This window comes from Paenibacillus sp. AK002, assembly GCF_053903045.1.
In genome coordinates, this window is the sequence record NZ_CP096377.1 from 6198418 (window position 1) to 6219133 (window position 20716).

The window sequence follows — 20716 nt, forward strand, 5'->3', positions numbered from 1 at the left end:
TTGAATATCTCTAATTAGAGATTATATAATTTTCTTATCGTTGTCAAGCTCTTGTGCACCCCAAATATATAAAAAGCCGCCAAGAACGATTCCTCGCTCTTGGGCGGCTTTAATATGCGGCTAAAGGCCGCCTCCCTATCCCACGCTTAAGCTTTTTGCCATTTCTCCTTAAAGAACAGCTGATACACCCGGGTAACGATAATCTTAATAATCATATAGATTGGTACGATCAGCAGAATTCCGATAATCCCGCCAAGATCCTGTCCCACCAGCACCAGGATAATGATCGTTATGGGATGGATCGCCAGCTGTTTGCCGAAGATATACGGACCAATCAGGTTATCCTGAATCTGCTGGGCCGCCAGAATGACGACAAGGGACCAGATCGCGGTTCCCGGGGACTGAATAAAGCCGATAATCACGATCGGGATCGAGGATAGAATGGCGCCGATAAACGGTATGAAATTCGCGATGACCGCCACGACCGTCAACAGCAGCGCATAAGGCAGGCCGATAATCAGGAATCCGATATACATCAGAACCCCCAGCGCCAAATTGACGAGAACCCGGCCTACGATAAAGCCTTTGAGTGCATTGTTGATTTCATCCAGCACCGAGGCTCCCTCGCCCTTGAATCGGTCAGGCAAAAAGCTGACCACCATCTTCCCGAATTTCCCGCCTTCCTTCAACATGTAATACAGGAGAATCGGAAACGTAAACAATACGATGGCAAAATTCGACACGAACGAGAACAGATTCATAATATAATTCGTCAGGAACGTGAAGCCTTGATTCAAATAATCGGTGAGCTGTGTAAGCGGGTTGGCGTTCTCCGGAAAAATGTCCTGGAAAAAGCCGTTATTCTCCAATTCCTGAAGCTGCTCGCCAAGCTTGGCAAACAAGGCTGGAGCGTTCTGTACGAGAGCCACGATCTGATCGCGCAGCGATGGCCATACCCCCAGGATAAAGCCGGTAAGGATGCCCGCGAACACGACATACAGGAGCAGGATGGCCAGCGAGCGATTTAGCTTGCGTTTTTCGAGGAGATCAACCAGCGGTCTGAGCAGGTAATAGAAGAATCCCGACAGCATTAACGGCACGAGGATGATGGAGAAGAACGAAAGTACGGGTCTGAATATAAAATCCACCAGCGATCCCAAATAAATGATGGTCAGCACCAGGATCACGGCAAGACACAATTTGAAAAACTTGTTCATTTTCAGCAAAAAGCATGCCCCTTCTCCTATTTTTTCACCATCGTATCATGACAACGAGTACGGATTCAAATGGCTCCTTCTATATTCGTTACGAGAGGCCTTATCCTAGCCGCCAACGTTTTACGACCTTTCGGTTTCACTCCATGCCGCCGATATATACTTCTTCTAACGCCTCACGTATAATATGAAGGATTGCTAGGGCAAGGCTATAGTGTAGGAGGATATCATAAACATGCATGTTACATCCATCATTCTTGGTCTGATCATCGTTCTGAATATCGTGTTCTCCATGTTCGTGGTTTTCAGGGAACGGCGGGATGCCGGCTCCACCTGGGCATGGCTGCTGGTGCTGTCCTTTATCCCGATTCTGGGCTTTGTGCTGTACTTGCTGTTCGCCCAGAATTTAAGAAGAATTCGTCTCTTTCATTGGGACGATCTGCAAAAAACCGGCATCGAGAAAGTATTGCTGTCCCAAATGGAAGGGATGAACAACGGCGAATACCCGTTTACCAATCAAGCGGCGGCGGACAACAGCGATTTGATCCATATGCATATCAACGAGAACCAGGCGATCCTTACGGACGACAACCATGTTGAAATTTTTACGGATGGACGCAGGAAGTTTGAACGGTTGTTTCAGGATATCGAGGAAGCCAAAGACTATATACATATTCAGTACTACATTATCCGCCGCGATGAGCTTGGCAAGAAGCTGATCTCCCTGTTGACCCAAAAGGCTAAGGAAGGCGTGAAGGTCCGGGTTCTATACGATGAGCTGGGCTCGCGTCAACTAACCAAAGGCTTCTTCAAGGCATTCCGCGAAGCCGGCGGAGAAGCCGAGGCCTTCTTCCCGTCCAAGCTGCGCTTCATTAACCTGCGGCTGAATTACCGGAATCACCGAAAGCTGGCGATCATCGACGGCAATATCGGGTATGTCGGCGGATTCAACGTCGGGGACGAGTACTTGGGCCTCAACTCCAGGTTTGGGTATTGGCGGGACACGCATCTGCGCATCCAAGGCGAGGCCGTTTATGCGATGCAGGTTCGCTTCATTCTGGACTGGAATCAGGCTTCGCATCATAACGATATCACTTACGAATCGAATCTGTTTCCCAAGATCAATTCGCCCGGCAATGTCGGAATTCAGATTGTTACCAGCGGTCCGGATTCCCGTTATGAACACATCAAGAACGGTTATATCAAAATGATTTCGTCCGCCAAGAAATCGATTCATATTCAGACGCCTTATTTTATCCCGGATGCCAGCCTCCTGGATGCACTGCGCATTGCGGCGCTTTCCGGCGTAGAGGTGCATCTGATGATTCCAGATAAACCGGATCATCCCTTCGTGTATTGGGCTACCTTATCTTATATCGGGGAAATGCTGGGTACCGGGGCTAATGTGTATCTCTACAATAATGGCTTTATTCATGCCAAGACGATCATCATCGATGAGAAGATTTCATCCGTGGGCACGGCGAATATCGATGTTCGAAGCTTCAAGCTGAATTTCGAAGTGAACGCATTCCTGTACGATGAGCATTTATCGAAACAGTTGACCCACATCTTCCACCAGGATCTGCGGGTATCCAGCCAGCTTACGATGAAGCAGTATCTGGAGCGTTCGCGGTGGATCAAGTTCAAGGAATCCATCTCCCGCCTGCTGTCGCCTATTCTATAGGACAACCCCGAGACGCTGCCGTATCATTTAGCAATCCAGAAGAAATGTCAGGGCCAGAGACCGTTTATACTAAAACCAAGGAAAACGAATCCATCATATTAAAACCTGGGAAGGATGTTGAACGTGGCTAAACTGACACCGTATATTTTCTCTGAGGATGCAAAAGCGCAGGCTGAGTTTTATACCCAAGCACTGGGAGGGGAAATCTTATCCGTGCAAACCCATGGCGAGGTTCCCGGAACCAAGGAAGAATTGAAGGACAAGGTCATGCATCTGAGTCTGGTAGCCGGAGGAATCCCGATCTTTATGTCGGACTCGATCTTCCAAACCCTGGAGCGTGGGAACGGGATTCATCTGAGCCTGTCGTTTGAGAGCGATGCCGAAGCCCATGAAGCTTTTGACCGCTTGGCCGAGGGCGGCAAGGTGATTGATGCGCTGAAGACTCAATTCTGGGGAGCGCTGTTCGGGGTGCTGGAAGACAAGTTCGGCGTGTTATGGCAGGTCACGACGGAAGTTCAAGTCAATTAATTCTGGAAAAGGCCCTTCAAGTTTGACTTGAAGGGCCTTTTTTGCGTTCAGTCCTTATTCTCTAATCGATCGCTGACCTCGTATAGACGCAGGGATAATTCATCCCCTTGGGCATTGCCTAAAATTTCTCCGTATCGACTACGCAGATTGTTCCAGCACTCGTGTATTACTTTCTCAAGAGCCTTTCCTTTATCGGTCGTATAGATCAGCGACATCCTTCCTTCCACCCGATTGTATACCAGCCCTTTAACGGCCAGCTTCTCAACCAGTCGGGTTACGGTGGATGGCTGGAGGTGAAGAATTTCGCCTAATTCCTTCTGCGAGATCCCTTCCTTCTCGTATACAGCCATAAGCAGATATGCATACGTAGGCGACAATCCGCTTGCGGCAAACTCGTCTTCGGCCATCTTGGTAATGACCCGGCTAAGGCGATTGGCTGTGAAGTAAAGGCATTCCTTGATATACGTATTGAGCATAACGGTTACCTCTTTCGCTGAAGTTCATCATGTTGAAACGCCACATATTGTTTGCACATACAAATATAGTGGATTTCCAAATAAAAGTAAAGCGGCAGTTTCCCCCATCTCATGGAGTCATCTGCCGCTTCATTCTATTAGAATATGTCGTTCAGGTTGCGATCCTGCTTAGGATAACGCTGCTTTATTCGACCTGGCTCTGATCCATGTACATGACTTCCCATAGATGTCCGTCCGGATCCTGGAAGCTCCATCCGTACATAAAACCGTGATCCACCGGGTCGTTGGAAGGCGATCCCCCAGCAGCCAGCGCAGCGTTCACGATGTCATCCACCTGCTCCCGGCTTTCTGCCGACAGCGCCAGAATCACTTCCGTTGTGTTGGCCGCATTCGACAGATCTTTCTTGGTGAACGTCTTGAAATAATCCTCGGTGAGCAGCATGGCAAAGATGTTATCGCCTATGACCAGGCAGGCCGCATTCTTATCCGTAAACTGCTCGTTAAACTCAAAACCGATTTTCGAGAAAAAGTCTTTCGTTTTCTCCAGATCCTTAACCGGAAGATTCACAAAAATATTATCGATTTTTAATGCCATCTACGATCACCTCATCCATTTGATAGATCCATCTTAGCATGGGCAGCGGCATGGCATTTCTTTTCGCTTGCTATGTTCAAACCATTATTCGTCGAATTCCGTGAAAAACACATCCGTCAAAATGGCCTCCGCTCTCTTCAAGCTGCGGGAATCCAGCTTGCGGAGCATGCTCAGGATCCTCTCGATCTCCTCCGTTTCACCTCCTGAAACCGATAAAGGAACCCCCCCAGTCTTGGGTTGGTCCTCGGACCCTTGATTCAGGCTCGAATCCTCGCCGTCATCAAAGTTAACCCAGGAAGCATCGATCGTATCCTGCATGCTGCGATTCAAAAATCGCAGCTCATCCTCGCTGTATCTCCGCAAGAAACGGCTGATTCCGAGATCCATCTGCTTGTGCAGCGCACCATGCAGTTTGAAGATCTCTCTTCCGGCAGGAGTTAACGTAAATATAATTTCCTTTTTGTTATCCGGCAGATTCTCCATATGGAGAATCTCTTTATAGACCAATCTTTTGGTTATTTTGGAGACGCTGCCCTTCGGAATCCCGAACTGTTTGGAAATCGTGATCCCGTTAACAGGCTCCAATCTGCCTACCGCATCCACCACGTGCAGCATCGTGACGGTCATTTCCTTCAGCAATTCAATGATCTCCGGCTGATCGCAGCGCTGTATCATCCACTGTCTCTCTTCGTCATCCTCGGCCTGGAACTTCTCCTGCAGTACGGAAACCTTCTGCTTTAATTCCTGGATCCATTGATCCTTGCGAGAGGTTCGTTCTGAAGAAGAAACAGAACACTGATCCATTTCCATATCTGGTATCTCCTTACGCTCGGCTATCGTCCTGTTCAGTATAACAAGATCCCGGAGGCAATTAAAGTTTCCCGGAAACCATATTGACTTCATTGGTCGGATATTTTATATTGTTTCCTAGAAACTTTTTTTTGTGATGAAGGAAACAATACTGCATAAGAAAAGAGGTCTTGTATGAGAGTCGTTATTGTGTTTGATCATCCCTATGGCGGAAAGGCGTCCGAAAATGTTGCCCATCGAAGAAGTTTTTCTGCTGCTTTGCTGTCGTCCGTCACAAAAGGTCTTGCGCAGGCGGGACACCAAATCGATCTGATCGATTTACATGAAGATGGCTTTGATCCCGTCATGTCGGCGGCTGATCTTGCTTCTTGGCGTCAGCAGCAATCCATGGATCCGCATGTTGCTGATTATCAGCAGCGATTGATGGCAGCAGATTATATCTTTTTTATCTTCCCGATCTGGTGGGAATCCATGCCTGCCATGACAAAAGGCTTCCTCGATAAGGTGTTTGCCAAGGGCATTTTGTACGATGAGCCTAAACCCGGCCGGCCCTTCGCGCACCATCTCCCCCATCTCAAGGGAGTGTACCTGCTTACCGTGATGAGCACGCCAAGTTGGGCCTACCGTTTATTTTTCGGTAATCCGATTACGAAGATCCTGTTTCGCGGGACCTTTCGGAAAATGGGATTTCATAAGCTGCGCTGGCTGAATTATACCGGCATGGAAAGACGTCCGCTGGAAGCGCGGATTCGGTTTCTGAACCAAACGCAGCTGCGTTTCAGCCGGCTATGAGCCGTGCCCATGACTCGAAAAAAAGATGCCTCCAGGCAGCGTCAAACCGCCTGAAAGGCACCCATTTTATAGTACCAGCATATTAATTCGATAACTCCGCTGCACGCAGCAATCTCATAACGGTTACTACCGTTTGAGCTTTGGTCACATGAGACTGCGGATCCAGCTTGGCAGCGGATACCCCCTGCATAATCTTCTGTTCCACGACGAAGGCGACGGACGACTTCGCATAGGACGAAACCTTGGAGTGATCTTTAAATTTGTTTAACAGGCCTTGGCCGGCTTCATTCTTCTTACCGGCATACTCCAGCACATGGCTTAGAATAACCGCTAATTCCTCGCGCGTAATCAAGCTGTTAGGATCAAAGAGATCGCCTGTGCGTCCCTTCACCAATCCTGCAGCTTTGGCAGCCGCGATTTCTCTGGCATATCGGGATTTCGGATCCACATCCTTAAAGCTGGAATCCTTGTCGTCAGGCAATAGACCCAGCGCTTTCACCAGGATGGAGATAATCTCGGCACGGGTAATGTGTTTATTCGCACCGAACGAACCGTTATTTTCTCCGGATACGATCATTTTGGCCGTAGCTTGCGCCACGTCTTCCCGTGCCCACGAAGGAATCGCATCACTAAACCGGATATCCTGCTGTAGCAGCGCATAAATGCCGCTGCCGGTTTTCTTGATTTCAACGGTCACCGTGCCATCCGTATTCACTTTAAACAACGTCGGAACGGATCGAAGCTCGTTTGTACCCGGTATAAAGACCACTCCGGTCGCACGTTTTATATCTATCTTTTTCGCATCCAAGGTAACAAACTCGCTGACATGGAATTTCCCGAAGCGTATCAGCTCGGTTGCCGTTTTATCCGCGTGTACTTGCTCAAGCTTGAACAGCAGCGAACTCGCCAGTGTTTCTTTCCCTTGAAGCAAGGCGGCCAGGCTTGCTGCGTCCTTATCGTCTGGAGCCACAATCGAGACTCTCACCGGCCCGGAAACCGAGATCAGCGAAGCCGGGATCCGGTATTCTGTCCCGTTTAGGAAAACGGACAGACTGGCTTTGGCCCCTTTTTTCGCAATGGCCGCAATCACTTCTTGCGGAATTTCCAGCACCGCCTGCTTCGCGCCCGGACCCGCATGGAGCTGGAAGTTGGAGGATTCCGAATGGTTAATGCTGTTAACTGCCGCAGCCGCAGGCACGGTAACTAGAGCCTTATCTCCTTCAAGCACAACGTTGGCTTCGAGTTGATCCTTGCCTTTAGGCGGCTGTGGCGTCGATGGCGTTGTTGAACCGGATCCGCCGGAGCCTCCTCCGCCTTCAGAGCCACCGGAGTCGTTGCCCGAAGTCGCGATGCTCAGCTGATTCGAAGCGCTGGAGACGCGGTTGATCTCATCTCCCGTTCGATCCACGGCAAGTACATGGATCTTGTAATTCGTTAGGGGGCTGAGGCCCTTCACAGTATAACCGTTCGTTGCCACCGAGCCGGACAACGCATGATTCACGTACACTTCATATCCCGTTGCTCCCGTCACGGCATCCCATTTCAGCTGGATGGAGCCGGAATCGGCGCTTACCTTGGACAGATTCCCTGGAGCCGGGAGTGCCGATGCATGGACTTGGCCGTTGATGGGCAAATCGTGAACGAGTTGGGTCGTCAGCGTCTTATTGCGGTCGCCGCTGATATCCCAGCTCATGACGCCTGCGATATCCAGCGATTTCACGATGGAAGCCGTATATTTCATGGTGTCCCTATCGTTGTAAGTGATGAAAACTTTATTTTGCTCATTGTACAGGTATGGAACTTTGGCGGATTCGTTCCAGTATCGCTTATAACCGTTCTTGTCGATATAGTTATTCTCGAGATCGCTGAAATCGAAAACGCCCGCTTCCCATGTCTTTAAGGCAGATCCGCCTTTGCAAGTCTGATATTGGCCGGTTGGCGGGCAATCATCCCAGCCCTTACCGTAATATGGCACCCCGGCGATCAGCTTGTGCGTCGGCACCCCGCCGTTCAGATGGCCCAACAAACCGCCGAGCACATGATTTCTCGGAGCGGAGGAAGCGGCTTTCGGATGCTTTTGGTCAAAGAACAGCGGTGCATTATGATGGCCCAGCGTCTCCCAGCTGCCGCTGTAATCGTAAGTCATGATACTGATGAAATCGAGATAGGTCACCGAATTCGCGAGATCGGCATTTTTAACGAAATTATCGCCCTGTCCGGAAGCAATCGTCAACAGATAGTACTCCCCGTCTTCTGATCCGGCAGCATCCAGCGCCTCGCGAACGGTCTTCATTAACAGTGTGAAGTTTTCCGTATCCTCCGGTCCCCGGGAGTTGTCGTCTTCCCCGCCTTCAACAGGATACTCCCAATCGATATCCAAACCATCGAATTTGTATTCTCGAAGGAAATCCACCGCGGAATTCGCAAACGCCCGGCGTGTTTCCTCGGTCTTGGCCATGTTGGAGAAATGATTGGACCAGGACCAGCCGCCTACCGATATCATAAGCTTCAAGTGGGGGTTAGCGGCCTTGACGGATTCGAAGGCTTGGAAATTTTGAAAATCGAATGTCGGATCGCCAATCACAATTTCTCCGTCATGGACGTATCGATCCTGTGCAGGAATATTAGGATCCTCGCAGGCTCTCGGCCCGCTCCCGAATTTTTTCCAGCAAATATCGGCGAAGGCGTAGTTAATGTGAGTTAATTGAGATATGTCCAATTCAGCAGGATGAAAATTACGATCTTTGGTACTAGCTGACCAAGAGGTGTAGTACGAAATATTGTTATAATTGCTGCCCGGTACTACCGATACTGATTCGCTTTCAGGCGAAGTCCATAGGCTGTTATGGCCCACTACCTTATACGAATAGGTCTTGCCTTCTTCAAGTCCAACAGCTACGTACCGACTCTCGCCACTCGAACCAACCTTTGCTCCATCCTGATAAATATCATAGCTTGTGGCCCCGGGCACCGGTGCCCAGCCCAGTGAAACCGTAGATCGTGTAGCCGTGATTACCTGTAACCCTTGCGGTTGAGCCAGTTCCCCCCACTTGAGGGTAACGGCATTACTATTAGCCGATGCTTCCAAAGCTCCATTTGCGTTTCTTTGTGCACCTACTTTAAAAGTGTACGTCTCTCCTGCTTCCAAAGGTCCATAGGTAGCCGTGGTGACGGAGTTTTCCCAAGTGCCGCCTTTCCATGCTCCATTGACATATATATCGTAAGCTTCAGCACCCGGACTTGATCCCCAATTCAAAGTAACCGTATCTTCCGTTACCTCTTGAATTTGAAGATGGCTTGGGGGTGTTAACGGTGCGTCCTTATATTCGGCTTCGTCTTTAGTTGTGGTGAATTCCAATACATTACTTTTGTGTGCCTTCTTCGCGTCGCCATCCCAAGTTATATATATCCTATAGGTCGTTTCGGGTGTCAATCCGGTGACGGCTCGGGTCCAGTAATTTCCCCATGCCACCCAGCCGTCTGTATCCGCATTCCACACTTGAATATTGTTTTCATCTTCATCCGACTTAAAATCCCATTGAAATATCGCCATATTATGAGAGACACTTTCAATACGCAGATTCTGCGGTGCTAGCGGATCCTGGGAGCCATAGGTCGAGCTTGTTACCGTCACCGAATCGATGCCGGAGCTCGTTGCGGTAATTTCTGAAGGAGATGCGCCTTCTGCTGCATAGGATGCAGGCGCATGAAGCAGTGGGGTAAACATGAGAATAAGGGCCAAAAAACACAGTACCCATTTCGGGCGTCTTGTCGTGATAAAGGGTATCACCGTTTTCACCTCTGTCGATTAAATTTCGATTGCAAATGATACAGCATTTCCATGAATGTCTGTTCCTCTCGGTGTCACCCGGTGGTATCCTTGATGACTTGCCCAGCTTCGCATATCGCTCGAAATCCACTCGTTTTGAAAGCGGTTACCAATCCAGGTGAACTCAACTATGTAAGATTCATCCCATCCCCCTTTTCGCTCCATACCTACACTCACTTGTTCAATCGCTCTACTACGGCCCCCTTTCAATGAAATCCATGGTGTTCAATCCATATTCATATAGTTGTATCATGGAACCTGCGCAATCGATTGAGAAGGGATACATTTCCATAGACATGGGATAAATTCTTTTAATTTTATATTCTGTTAATAAATTCAATCTAAAAAAAGAGCCCTCGAAAAGGCTCTTCTTCTATTTACTATATAAAAGGTGACGGCCGATTCATCCCATTGAACTTAGATGCTCATGCTTTAATTTCCATGCGCCGTCGGCATTTCGAACGAATACGTTCGTTGCTCTCCCGCTCCCGGTCGTGAATTCCCCCTGAAAATACCCCTCGTAGTGATAAGTATAAACACAGACAGCCGAATGTACATCAGTCGCAATCCACACCACGTCCTCTGCCCGGTACACCTCATCTCGAATGACATCCCAAGCGTGCTCGAAATAGGCCCTGATTTCCTCCAGGGTACAGCAGCTCCGGTCCGAAAACCAATACACCGCTTCCTCATCGAGCAGCCGGGCTACCTGGTCAAAATCATGCGTGTTCGTAGCCGCTATTTATACCTCAAGGGCTTTTTCATATGACATTGTCCCGCACCTCCATTCCCTTAACTAGGCATATTAGTTATGAAACAAAGTATGATGGCTCTATCCTGGTTAATTAATATATCTAAATTTTCATAATCTCCTAACACTTGGTTTGAAAATTTGCCTTTCCTTCCAAGACGGCATTCAAGAATGTCTTCGACTTTTTCAATCGCTTCTGAATCTCATCAATTTCTTTGATTTTTCGTTCAACCATTTTCGTCTTTGCCTCGTATGATAAGTTCAGTTGTTGATTGACTAACAAACTTAATTCTTCTATAGAAAAGTCTACCGATAAAAGTACCTTCACATCATCTAGAAACTCCACAATCTCTTCGGAATAAATTCGATAATTATTTGCATCTCGTTTAACAAATGTGTCCGGAATTAGGTTCTTTCGTTCATAGAATCTCAACGTTGATATGGGCAGACCCGTTAATTTTGAAACCTCGTTTATTTTCATCATAGGACCTCTTTTATTTCTTGCTATAAACCTAGGTTCATAGTTCATAATACGAAATATGATAACGAACGACATCCACAATGTCAAAAAAAATCGATGTTATCAAAAGGAGAGGTTCTATGTTTAACCATATTCAAAATAACGATTTCGCCAATATCGTTATGGGCCGACGTTCTGTCCGTAATTATGATGAGAACTTTAAAATATCGAAAGAAGAGATGAGCGACATGATTTCGGAAGCCAGTTTGGCTCCATCCTCTGCAAATATGCAGCCTTGGCGTGTAATTGTAGTCGATACTCCGGAAGGAAAAGAAAAGCTAAGACCTCTTGTGAGGTTCAATACGTTACAGAATGATACTTCATCAGCCATGTTATTGATTTTTGGCGATACCCAGAGCTATTTATATGCTGAAGAAATCTACAATACAGCTGTGGAACAAGGAAAAATGCCGGCAGAAGTACGAGATCGTCAACTCGAAACCATTCTATCCCTGTTTCCGACTCTATCAAGAGAAATGAAAGTTGAAATTGCAAAAATCGATAGCAGCCTCTTTGCCATGCAGTTCATGTTAGTAGCTCGTGCGCATGGGTATGACACGAATCCAATGGCAGGCTTTGAAGCTGATCAGTTAGCAAAAGCATTCGATTTAGATGAAGAACGCTATGCTCCAGTCATGATTATTTCATTAGGAAAAGCCAAGGAAGATGGGCATGAGTCCGTTCGATTAGAGCCCGACAAGATTACATTCTGGAGATAACCATGATCCGTACGATATTCACCATTCTTACTTCAAAATAACTTTAGACTCAAACCGCAGGTTTAAGCCTACGAAAAATTAAAAGAGGCCAAAAAACGAGCAGACGAATGATCGTCTGCTCGTAATAATATTTAAACTCCTTCATCGGTCTCATTCTCCGGAGCCTGCCCTTGCTCTTCCGAAAGCGCGCTTTCGTCGGACAGCTCATACGAGGCGCCATCCACAACGACCTTCTCGGCAAGGGAGACATCAAGCGCCTGATCCAGCTTCACGGTGACCTGACTCGAGTAAGTCTGGTTTGCCGTAGCGTCGCCAACGTTATCCGAGGACCCCACGTCCTCACCTTCAACAGGATCAGACGTGTTTTCCCCTTCTGTTGTCCCGCTATTCAGATTCGCTTGGTTCCCGGATAAATCCGTCTCGGATCCTGACGAATCAGCAGCATCAGCTTCCCCTGTGGTTTCCTCCGCGCACACCCGCGATAATTCAGGACTGACCGCTTCAAGCAGCGTGCTTCCATCCTTGCCTATAATCTGTAATTTGTCCACACTGAAATCCCGGCAAGCCGCCGGCTGTTTAAAATGGAAATTCAGCTCGGTGCTTCCCTCCTGCTCCCCTTCCTCCACCACCGTCGCCGTTAATAAAGGCTGCTCATCTACGGACTCGGAAGAAGCCGGCGGTACCGTAACCGGCGGCGTAACGGCCGGATTCGGATCGGCATCGCCGTCCGCGGGACCTTTGCCGTTTTGGATCATCATGAAGGCAGCGCCAGCAACAACGATTACCACAAGCAAGGAAGAAGTGATTTTTACGAACCGCGAATGCCGGCGAAACCATCGCACCAACGGCGAAGCCAACTCGGCCTTAACCTGCGCATACACCGGTTTGAGGATGGGGGCAGGCGAACTGAAATAAGTTTTTACGTAATCCTTATTTTTAAAGGCTTCGCGGTCGTGGATTTTGAAATAATCGATGATGGCGGCGGCATAAGCGGGAACAAGTCCCCGCGGTCTAACGAATACCGGCTGCTCGGCAGACCATTGTATATATTGGTATACCACGTCCGGACTCTTGCCGTATCTGTGCAAGTAATCCAGCAAGCTCCGATAGTCTACCGCACTGGAATTGATATCCGTGCAGAAAGCCAAGGTTATGCTCTCGAAATTGGAGGGCTCCACATGATTATGCAGCCATTTCCGCATGATATGCTGGGTGCGCTCCCGTTCCTCTGCCGAGAGTTCCGCCAGCACTTCCGCTCTAACCTCTTCATGGCCGGACCACTGGTGAAGGGCCAGCATGACCGCGGCTTTGGACCGAATCCGGGAATCGAACCGCTCTACCCAGCCTTTGAACTCCTTCGGCATTTGCAGGAACCCGATATCCATCAGCTGCTTCTGGCTTAATTGCTCAGGCTCCAGCTCACGCAAGAGAAAGAGATTGGCTGCATAGATCATCCGGTCCGCAAAGGCACGCCCGCCTTGATAACGGCCGATTCCCTTTTGCGGATCGCGTTCCATCGCATCCAATTGATCCAGTACGGCATTGACCGTTCTCACCGGATCCGAATCCTGCTGAAGCTTATCGATAAGTTGGGCTTCCGCAAGCCGTACATAATTCTCCTGCTCCAGCAGGAGAGGGTGATTCCGAACCCACAAGCCGATCAAATCCACGAGGTCTGCAGGCGTTGCCGCTTGCTTCATGCGCGTTTTCATGTAGGGATCGAACATCAGCGCCGGCAGCCCCGGACTGGTCAGCACCCTCGCATAAAAGGCTCGGCTTAGAGACGGGCTGCCCTCCAGCAGCTCGTAAATCGCCATGGTCGTATCCTGACGCTGCTTCGATAAGGCATTATTTAAGGAGCGGATAAAATATTCCACGATCCAATCGTTATGCTGCCGGGGATTGATGCCATGATAATCCTTCAGGAATCCCGCGATCGCGGCATCCGGAACATGCCCGCCTTTGACGAGCTCGAACTCCTTGGCAAACAGGGCAAGAAACAGCTGATCCAGACGTTGCTTCGCATCCAGGGCGCCTGCCGGCTGCAGATAGAGCAGTGAAGCACGCAGCACGGCATGCTTATGCTCATGGTACAGGCCTTCATGGCCTTCTTCGATCTGGAACAGCATGCATAAATCATCATAGCTGTCCAGCGAGATTTGATGTATCGGCTCCATGTCCGCAAGCATTAGCTCGGCGAAGGCAAAAAAACGTTCGGACCGATCCGGGTCCAGCAGCGTATCCCAAGCAAAATTAAGATAAGGCTGCTCGGACCATTTCAGATCGGCATTGATGACCCGGCCTGCTGCGAGCTCAAACAAATAATCCTTCTCGATGCTCCGGTCATTCAGGCGCAGGCTGCCCTTCTCCACGAACATGAGATGAAGCCCCTTCTTGCTCTGCGGCTCCTTGGCATAAGTTACGAATCCAAGCACCCGGCGCAGCGCATAGGGCAATCGGCCAAACAGCACAAAGAGCAGCTGCTCCGCCTTCGCGGACAACTGTTCCACCGGGACATCCAGAACGATGTATACCTTTTTCTTCCCGGCAGCCGCGGATATGCAGGCATAGATCAACTGCTTGAATACTTTCTCGTTGATCCCGAGCTCCTCCAGCAAGGCCGGCGTCCTCTCGGACGAGACAGCGGCCCGGGAATCGGCCTGGACCGGAATCGCAGGAAGCTGCGGCAGATCGACGCCCTCTTCGATATCGTAATGATCGGCAAAAGCGGCCTGAAGCCATGTCCGGTAAGCGTTATGATCATCTCGATGGAAGCCTTCCGGAACGACGTAATGATGCGTAAAAAAGGCGCTGCGCAGCCCCGTGAAATCCGCAGGCTGAAACACGCTTCGGCCCAGCACCGTTTCCCCTGATTCGGTATGGAACAGATGAAGGGCAGCCGGATAAGACGCAGCGTCCCGTTCACTGCGCGCCGTCAGCTCGGCAGGCGCTTCGTATTGGCAGAAGGGATGGAGCACCTTTTTAATAAAGGAAGCCTCCAATCCGGACGAACGGGCCACCGTGTCAAAACCTTCGGCCGAGCGGAATATGCCTCGCCGCTCCCGCGTGTACATCTGCTGCTGTATGTTTCGGGTTGGAAATTCCGGCACTAGTCCTCCCTCCCCTGAATGTACTTCAGCTTGTACAGAAGCCAGATGAACGGTTCATCCACCCGAATCGGGCTGACCACGCTCTGCAGCTTCTGATCGACAGGGTTGCTGCCCAGCGCCGACACGGCAAAATAGGCGGTATTCGAAAAGTACACATCCATCGTCCCTTTGAACGGACGATCGACCTTTTCGATAAATCGGCGGATTTCGCCGTCAATATTTTCGAACTCGGTCAAATTCAAAAACTTGCGGTGCACCACATTGTTAAAAATATTGCTGTTCAGCTTCACGTATTCGCCATCCTCATCCTTAAGCGCGTGAAGCATGTCGCTCTTGGTCAAGACGACGGCGGTTGGAATATCCGTCTTGCCTTTGTCCTCATAAGCGATGAAATCGCCGAACATGGTCAGCACGACATCCCGCGGCTCATCATACTGGGATACCCACTCCCCGGGCTGATCGCCGAATTTCAAACGGATTTTTTCCCGAATGGAGCGGATTTGGAGCGGATCCACCATAAACAGAATGCCCGCTGAATTCTTGATATGCTGTCCGTGCAGTCCCAAATAATCCTCATCCACCATGCCCTCGCCCGCCACGTCAAAAAATACGAGCGTCAACGGCGGCTTCGACTCATCCTTGAACACGAATTGGAAAATAAAAGGCTCCTGCATTTTCTCCTTCTGCGTAGATGCCAGCAAATCCCCGCGTTCAAACAATGGCTCCTCATAGCCGGTGCGGAACTTGCGGCTGATCTCGGCATTCAGCGGCATGCAGGCCGCATCGAAATGATCTGCCGTCGTATGCTGCAGCGTATGAATCAGCGAAGTCATGTAAACCGATTTGCCCACTTGCGAAGCACCGATAATCGAGATAATGTTGCTTGGCACCTTCCCGGCAGTTACCGGCAGCTCATTGTGGCATTTCGGGCATAACCGTCTGCGCGTGACGATGCCGTAACGGTCATTCAATCCAACCAGGACGTGCTCCGAATAAATGTGCTGCTCCTCCGGGATGTCGCTCGGACGGATGATCGCTTCGATATCATACACCGAATCCAGCCCGAAGCGTTCACGGTACCGATTCAGCTCCTCATCTTCCCCAAGCGCATAATCCTCGTCATCCTCGCGGTCGTGGGCAGCCCGGAAGACAACCTCCTTCGGAGCGAACTTACTGAAACAGTAAGGGCAGACAATATCATAGAACAGCGGCCTTGGCTCCGGCTCCGGTTTTTTCTTGAATATATCAAAAATGCCCATCTTTCGTACCTCCCTCTGAACCCTATGAAATACACACGGACGCGCTTATCGTGGTTAACCGTGTGTTCATCGGTCTCTGTCTATCTGTGCACCAGCTCATATCGTTGTCCGTATTTCTTGCCGTCCGTAAAAAACAGGCGAACGTAATCGTTCTTGCCTACCTCGATCGCAGGCAATTCGTTGCGTCCGGCAGCAAAATCCGTCACGAACGGGTACAAGATGCCGTCTTCCTTGTTGACCGGATAAGCGCCCTGCTTCTTCACGTAACACAAAGCTTCCTTCGGTACCGGCGCCTCCGCCGTCACCTGGATTTCGATCGTCTTATAGGGCTGCAGCCAGCGGCTCTTTTCGCGAATGGAGTAGACCAGTTTGGCTTTGCCGGTACTGAACCGAATGCGGTTCGCTTCATCCTCCTGCCTGATTAACGCCATCTCTCCGTCTTCGGAAGACAAGGCGTAGACCGTGTACGTGATCTGACCGATCCCGTCCAGCCGGTCGCGGTACCCGTTATTCGCCTTATACTCGTCACGGGTGTATAGACGCATCCCGCCTGGCTGCGAATCGCCGGCAGGCGGGCCGAATCCGTCGTCCATCGCACGGTGGATGTATACCGCTTGAAGACCCGGCGGCCAGCTCCAGCGGAGCGTGCAGTAACCATCGTCTAGTTGATAGCTTAATCCCTGAATGACCCATTCTCCGGGCTCCGCATGTTTAAACCGCATCTCGAACGCCCCCTGCTTTAAAATCCTCGGCTTGTTGAATCATTTGGCCGCTGCCCTCTTCCCGTTCGGCCCGGCCGCTGCACGTTGGAGATGATCTTGCTGCTCTCCTTAACCGGTATCACCAGCGTGAACAAGGCGATGATCCCCGCAAGCAATAGGCAGGCGATCAGACGAACGGAGGCATCCCCGATTTCCTCGCCGGAGAGGCCGTATTCCAGAACCACGCCTGCCAGTACGCCCGATACCGCGCCGCCGATGCTGAAGCTCAGCGCAAGATGGCGATTGTCGAACACCGTGCCGAGGGCCAGACCCATGGCGGCGCCGATGAGCAGCATCGCAGTTATTCTTCCGATCTGATGATACACGCTGTCTTCCATAGCGCCCGTACGTTTCGTCAACAGCGAACGGTCTCCGACGTCGTCATAGATTTTCTGGAAAACGAATGACAAATCCTCCGCATGCTGAACGTCGTAATATTGTCCGCCCGTTTCCGCCGCAATCGTCTGAAGCAGCTGGGCACCGTCCGGGTTGACCAGGCTGAGGCCAATCGTATTTACCGCGATTTGCTGCTGCTTGTACTCCGCAAGCACACGATCATGGTCGGTTTCGCTGAATCCGTCCGACAGCATGATGACCATGGCGCTTCGGCCGGCATCCCGGCTTTCCTGGATATGCGACATGGTATCCTCCAACGCAAGGCTGATGTCCGTACCGCCATCGGTCGTTGCCAAACCGTCGATTTCCGCGATGATCTCATCCTTGGTTTCTTGGTTATTCACGCGCGTGAACGGCTGCAGCAACGTTGTTGCATGATCAAACATTATCACGGATACGCGGTTATCCCGATCCATTCGGTTGATCAGATTTTTGGCTGCCGTGTACCGGTCCTGATTCGGGTCCGTCTCATTCATGCTGCCCGAATTGTCAATGACCAGCACGATATCCTTCACGGGCTTGGCGCTGCCCGGGTTCAACTGGTACACCCATTCAAACAGCATGCCAAGCAGGAACAGGGCCACCAACGTGGATGGAATCAGCAGCTTCCATGATGTGCCCGTGTACCGCTGTCTCCATGAGCTTCCGCTCAAACGGGGGGAGATCAGTTCTGCGATTAAACAGGCCAAGCCGATGCATAAGGCCAGAATCCCGAAATAAATCCCCGTAACCACGATAACAGGAAGCCCTGTCCCCCACTGGCGAAGCAAAAACTCCCCAATGGCAAATCCGAGTCCCCCACCGACCAGGCTAAGCAGCAGCAGGAGAGGGTTTAATTTTCGTTGCACAATACACGCCTACTCTCTGTATCAGAATCGAAGAACGCTAACGCAGCTCGGGAAGCTGCGCCGGTTCCATGCCATGAAATTCATAACCGTTTGCCGTATAGGTCTCGTAGTAGGTTCTGCCATTCCGGTAATACATCAGATCCTCCAGATGGAAACCTCCCATCAGGTTCAGCTTCTCGACCCCGCTTGTGCGCTTCTCGTGCACGATGCCCAGCTTGTACACCCGTAAAGCTTCATCGACATGGATCGCGTAACGGACGAATTCGCTGTCGGCATCGCCAAAGAAATATTTCTCCTCGTATCGATGCTCCTGCGTATAATCAAGCAGCCTGACCAACGTAACGGAGTTCTCCTCCAGCATCCGGTATAACACCTTAAACAGGTCTTCCTTGGCCAGCACCTGCTTGTTATCGTAGTCGATGGTGACGTTCGCCCGCCGCAGCAGTTCTTCCTCGAAGGTCTGCACGAACGGCTCTGCCGTCAATAGATCCCTCAGACAGACCCGGATCATGTTCGAGAGGATCGGTTCGATTCCTTCATGCATAACGATGGAGAGATTGCCGACATACCGTTCCTCGAAGAACACGCCTTCGCCGCGCTTGCTCTCCAGCTCCAGCATCAATTCCTCCGTCACGAGGCCGTAATACTCCATCAGGTTCTGGCCGATATAATCGTCTGCGGCACGGATGCTGGAACGGGCCGCCTCCATCAACTCCGCCTCCAGCTGATCCAGCATGCCTGCCTGCTGCTTGTACTGACGGTGAATACGTTCAAGCTCCGTCTCATAGAGCCTGTAGAGCTCAAGCTCCGTTTCCAGCTGCAGCAGCTCATACTTGCGTCGATAGACCTCGCCCACGAAATACCGAATGAAATGGCGCACATTCTGTTTATCCCGAAAAGGAAGCTTCTTAAACGGCTGGCTTTCAACGCTTTCCTCATAATATCGGTTTAATCCGTCCTGCTCGGTCTTAAGCAAGCTGCCGAGATCCCGAATCCGGGACCGAACCGCTTCAATCAAAATCCCCGCTCCGGCCTTATCACTCGTCCACGCGGCAATTTGATAACACCCGATTTGCGAATGAGTTGCCAAAGTTCGGCGCAGCGCATCGTGCAATTCTTCTGCGGTGCTCATATCGCTCAGTCTCTTTCGGGCCGCCAGCTCGTAATTTCCTTGAAAAAACTTCCGGCAGCCATCTCCGAAGAGCGCCTCTTCCGCCTCGCGAATATTCATTCGCTTCAGCTCGGCATAACTGACGGGATGCGACATCATGCCCTTGAGACCGTCCAGATGCTCGGGGTCCGGCAGCATCCGGTTCGCTCTTGCCGTTACGGCCTCCGGGTCGAGACCGAAATAGGCCAGGCATTCATGAATCTCCGGCTCCGGCCTGTCCTTCATGCGACGCAGCAGTCCGCGGCACAGATGGTAAAGGACCGTTAGGGCAATCGGCTCATTGGGCCTCTTCACCCTGGCAAAGCCGGCGGAGACAAAGCCTTGGCGGCCGGATTCGGTCATGATATTGCTTTTGAATGACGTATTGTTGTAAATGCCTCGGATGCCGTCATAGGTTTCATCCTTCTGCTTCCGGTTCTTCAGCAGGCCCAGGTGGCAGATGATATCGTAGATATCCTGCATGCCGGCGTAACCCGAGATGCCTCGTTCATTCTTATCGGACAGCACATAGACGAGATCAAATAATGCGGATGCCGGGTGGACGACAGGAATCGTCAGCCCGTCCTCGGTTACCTGCAGCGGCGCGGAGAAGGTGTACTCCCTGCTCTGCATCAGCTCCAATTCCCGTAGGAACGCAACGCCTACGGAGCTTGCATAGCCGTAGGATTCAATCTGCTCCCTTTCATTAATGAGCGCGTACAAATCCATCTGCACCGACTTGAACGACTGCTGAAAGATGGATTCGGCCAGCAATGAAATTTCCGGGATAAATACATTAAACGGGTCATCGACCCGTGTAATGACAGACAGATGAACCCGGTCAAACGAAGCGTAGCTGCGTCCAAAGTCTGAAATATGGTGGCTTAACTTCCGAATCGCTTGATTCAACCCGGATAGATGATGCGGGTCCTGATAGAAGCTCTGGTACAGCTCCTTGCGCATCGATTTGGATGCTGCGTCCGACACCGGCAGCTGCAGATGGTACCGGTGAAGCCGGCCGGAGAGTCCGGGGCCTTGGGGCTCCGGTCCTTCACTCCGGTCCGTTCCTACATGAAAATAAACGACGCTGGCGCTGTTATCCCATTTGCGGTCCTGAATTTCCATGATCGGTTCGATGGCAGACGCTGTCTTGTCACCAATGAACAAGTATACCTCCGGATAGTGGATGCTGCTCTGATCATCCTCCATCAAGGTAAGCTGCTCTTCCGACTTGGCATAGCCGGCAGCATACTGGCGAAGAATCTCCCTCATCG

General features: G+C 50.6%; 16 protein-coding genes. 4 read left to right on the top strand and 12 right to left on the bottom strand.

Going from position 1 to position 20716, the window contains the following annotated elements; translation table 11 throughout:
• Positions 1 to 146 precede the first annotated feature (146 nt).
• A complete protein-coding gene (locus M1D70_RS27970) occupies positions 147 to 1226 on the bottom strand; it encodes an AI-2E family transporter (protein ID WP_009589554.1) in 1080 nt (359 codons plus the stop codon).
• A 223-nt stretch (positions 1227 to 1449) separates the two neighbouring features.
• Here M1D70_RS27970 and cls point away from each other — a divergent pair, with 223 nt between their 5' ends.
• Together cls and M1D70_RS27980 are read left to right on the top strand one after the other, a co-directional pair.
• The gene (cls, locus tag M1D70_RS27975) at positions 1450 to 2898 is read left to right on the top strand and encodes a cardiolipin synthase (RefSeq protein ID WP_456288510.1); all 1449 of its coding nucleotides are present in this window, start codon (positions 1450 to 1452) and stop codon (positions 2896 to 2898) included.
• Positions 2899 to 3021: 123 nt separating this feature from the next.
• Complete coding sequence (locus tag M1D70_RS27980; protein ID WP_009589558.1) at positions 3022 to 3426, top strand: VOC family protein; 405 nt, start codon at positions 3022 to 3024, stop codon at positions 3424 to 3426.
• Between the two features lie 47 nt (positions 3427 to 3473).
• Here the strand turns inward: M1D70_RS27980 and M1D70_RS27985 are convergent, their stop codons facing one another.
• From M1D70_RS27985 to M1D70_RS27995, 3 genes are all read right to left on the bottom strand, one after another.
• On the bottom strand, positions 3474 to 3902 hold the full coding sequence (locus M1D70_RS27985; RefSeq protein WP_009589534.1) for a MarR family winged helix-turn-helix transcriptional regulator: 429 nt from the start codon (positions 3900 to 3902) through the stop codon (positions 3474 to 3476).
• 184 nt (positions 3903 to 4086) lie between these two features.
• Entirely contained in the window at positions 4087 to 4497 is a 411-nt protein-coding gene (locus M1D70_RS27990) for a VOC family protein (protein WP_090913380.1), read from the bottom strand.
• Between the two features lie 84 nt (positions 4498 to 4581).
• Complete coding sequence (locus tag M1D70_RS27995) at positions 4582 to 5307, bottom strand: winged helix DNA-binding protein (protein ID WP_456288511.1); 726 nt, start codon at positions 5305 to 5307, stop codon at positions 4582 to 4584.
• 174 nt (positions 5308 to 5481) lie between these two features.
• Between M1D70_RS27995 and M1D70_RS28000 the strand changes: the two genes are divergently transcribed.
• Positions 5482 to 6099 (top strand): NAD(P)H-dependent oxidoreductase, encoded by a 618-nt coding sequence (locus tag M1D70_RS28000; protein ID WP_456288512.1) that lies wholly within the window; start codon positions 5482 to 5484, stop codon positions 6097 to 6099.
• Between the two features lie 82 nt (positions 6100 to 6181).
• On the opposite strand, the gene M1D70_RS28005 is transcribed toward M1D70_RS28000, so the two are convergent.
• The 3 genes from M1D70_RS28005 to M1D70_RS28015 all read right to left on the bottom strand — a co-directional run bounded on the left by M1D70_RS28005 (position 6182) and on the right by M1D70_RS28015 (position 11208).
• A complete protein-coding gene (locus M1D70_RS28005) occupies positions 6182 to 9898 on the bottom strand; it encodes a glycosyl hydrolase family 18 protein (RefSeq protein ID WP_456288513.1) in 3717 nt (1238 codons plus the stop codon).
• Positions 9899 to 10331: 433 nt separating this feature from the next.
• Positions 10332 to 10670, bottom strand: a complete 339-nt coding sequence (locus M1D70_RS28010) for a YybH family protein (RefSeq protein WP_456290509.1) — start codon at positions 10668 to 10670, stop codon at positions 10332 to 10334.
• Between the two features lie 130 nt (positions 10671 to 10800).
• Positions 10801 to 11208, bottom strand: coding sequence for a MerR family transcriptional regulator (locus tag M1D70_RS28015; protein ID WP_456288514.1), 408 nt, complete (start codon positions 11206 to 11208; stop codon positions 10801 to 10803).
• 71 nt (positions 11209 to 11279) lie between these two features.
• Here M1D70_RS28015 and M1D70_RS28020 point away from each other — a divergent pair, with 71 nt between their 5' ends.
• Positions 11280 to 11918 (top strand): nitroreductase family protein, encoded by a 639-nt coding sequence (locus tag M1D70_RS28020; protein ID WP_009589546.1) that lies wholly within the window; start codon positions 11280 to 11282, stop codon positions 11916 to 11918.
• A gap of 131 nt (positions 11919 to 12049) precedes the next feature.
• On the opposite strand, the gene M1D70_RS28025 is transcribed toward M1D70_RS28020, so the two are convergent.
• The 5 genes from M1D70_RS28025 to M1D70_RS28045 form a co-directional block, all read right to left on the bottom strand.
• Complete coding sequence (locus M1D70_RS28025) at positions 12050 to 15028, bottom strand: GAP1-N2 domain-containing protein (RefSeq protein WP_456288515.1); 2979 nt, start codon at positions 15026 to 15028, stop codon at positions 12050 to 12052.
• A complete protein-coding gene (locus M1D70_RS28030; RefSeq protein WP_009589557.1) occupies positions 15028 to 16287 on the bottom strand; it encodes a hypothetical protein in 1260 nt (419 codons plus the stop codon). The genes M1D70_RS28025 and M1D70_RS28030 overlap by 1 nt, the downstream gene beginning before the upstream one ends.
• 80 nt (positions 16288 to 16367) lie before the next feature.
• Positions 16368 to 17009 (bottom strand): hypothetical protein, encoded by a 642-nt coding sequence (locus M1D70_RS28035; protein ID WP_009589520.1) that lies wholly within the window; start codon positions 17007 to 17009, stop codon positions 16368 to 16370.
• A gap of 17 nt (positions 17010 to 17026) precedes the next feature.
• Positions 17027 to 18292, bottom strand: coding sequence for a vWA domain-containing protein (locus M1D70_RS28040; RefSeq protein ID WP_456288517.1), 1266 nt, complete (start codon positions 18290 to 18292; stop codon positions 17027 to 17029).
• Between the two features lie 37 nt (positions 18293 to 18329).
• On the bottom strand, positions 18330 to 20714 hold the full coding sequence (locus M1D70_RS28045) for a transcription initiation factor TFIID (RefSeq protein WP_456288518.1): 2385 nt from the start codon (positions 20712 to 20714) through the stop codon (positions 18330 to 18332).
• Positions 20715 to 20716 lie beyond the last annotated feature (2 nt).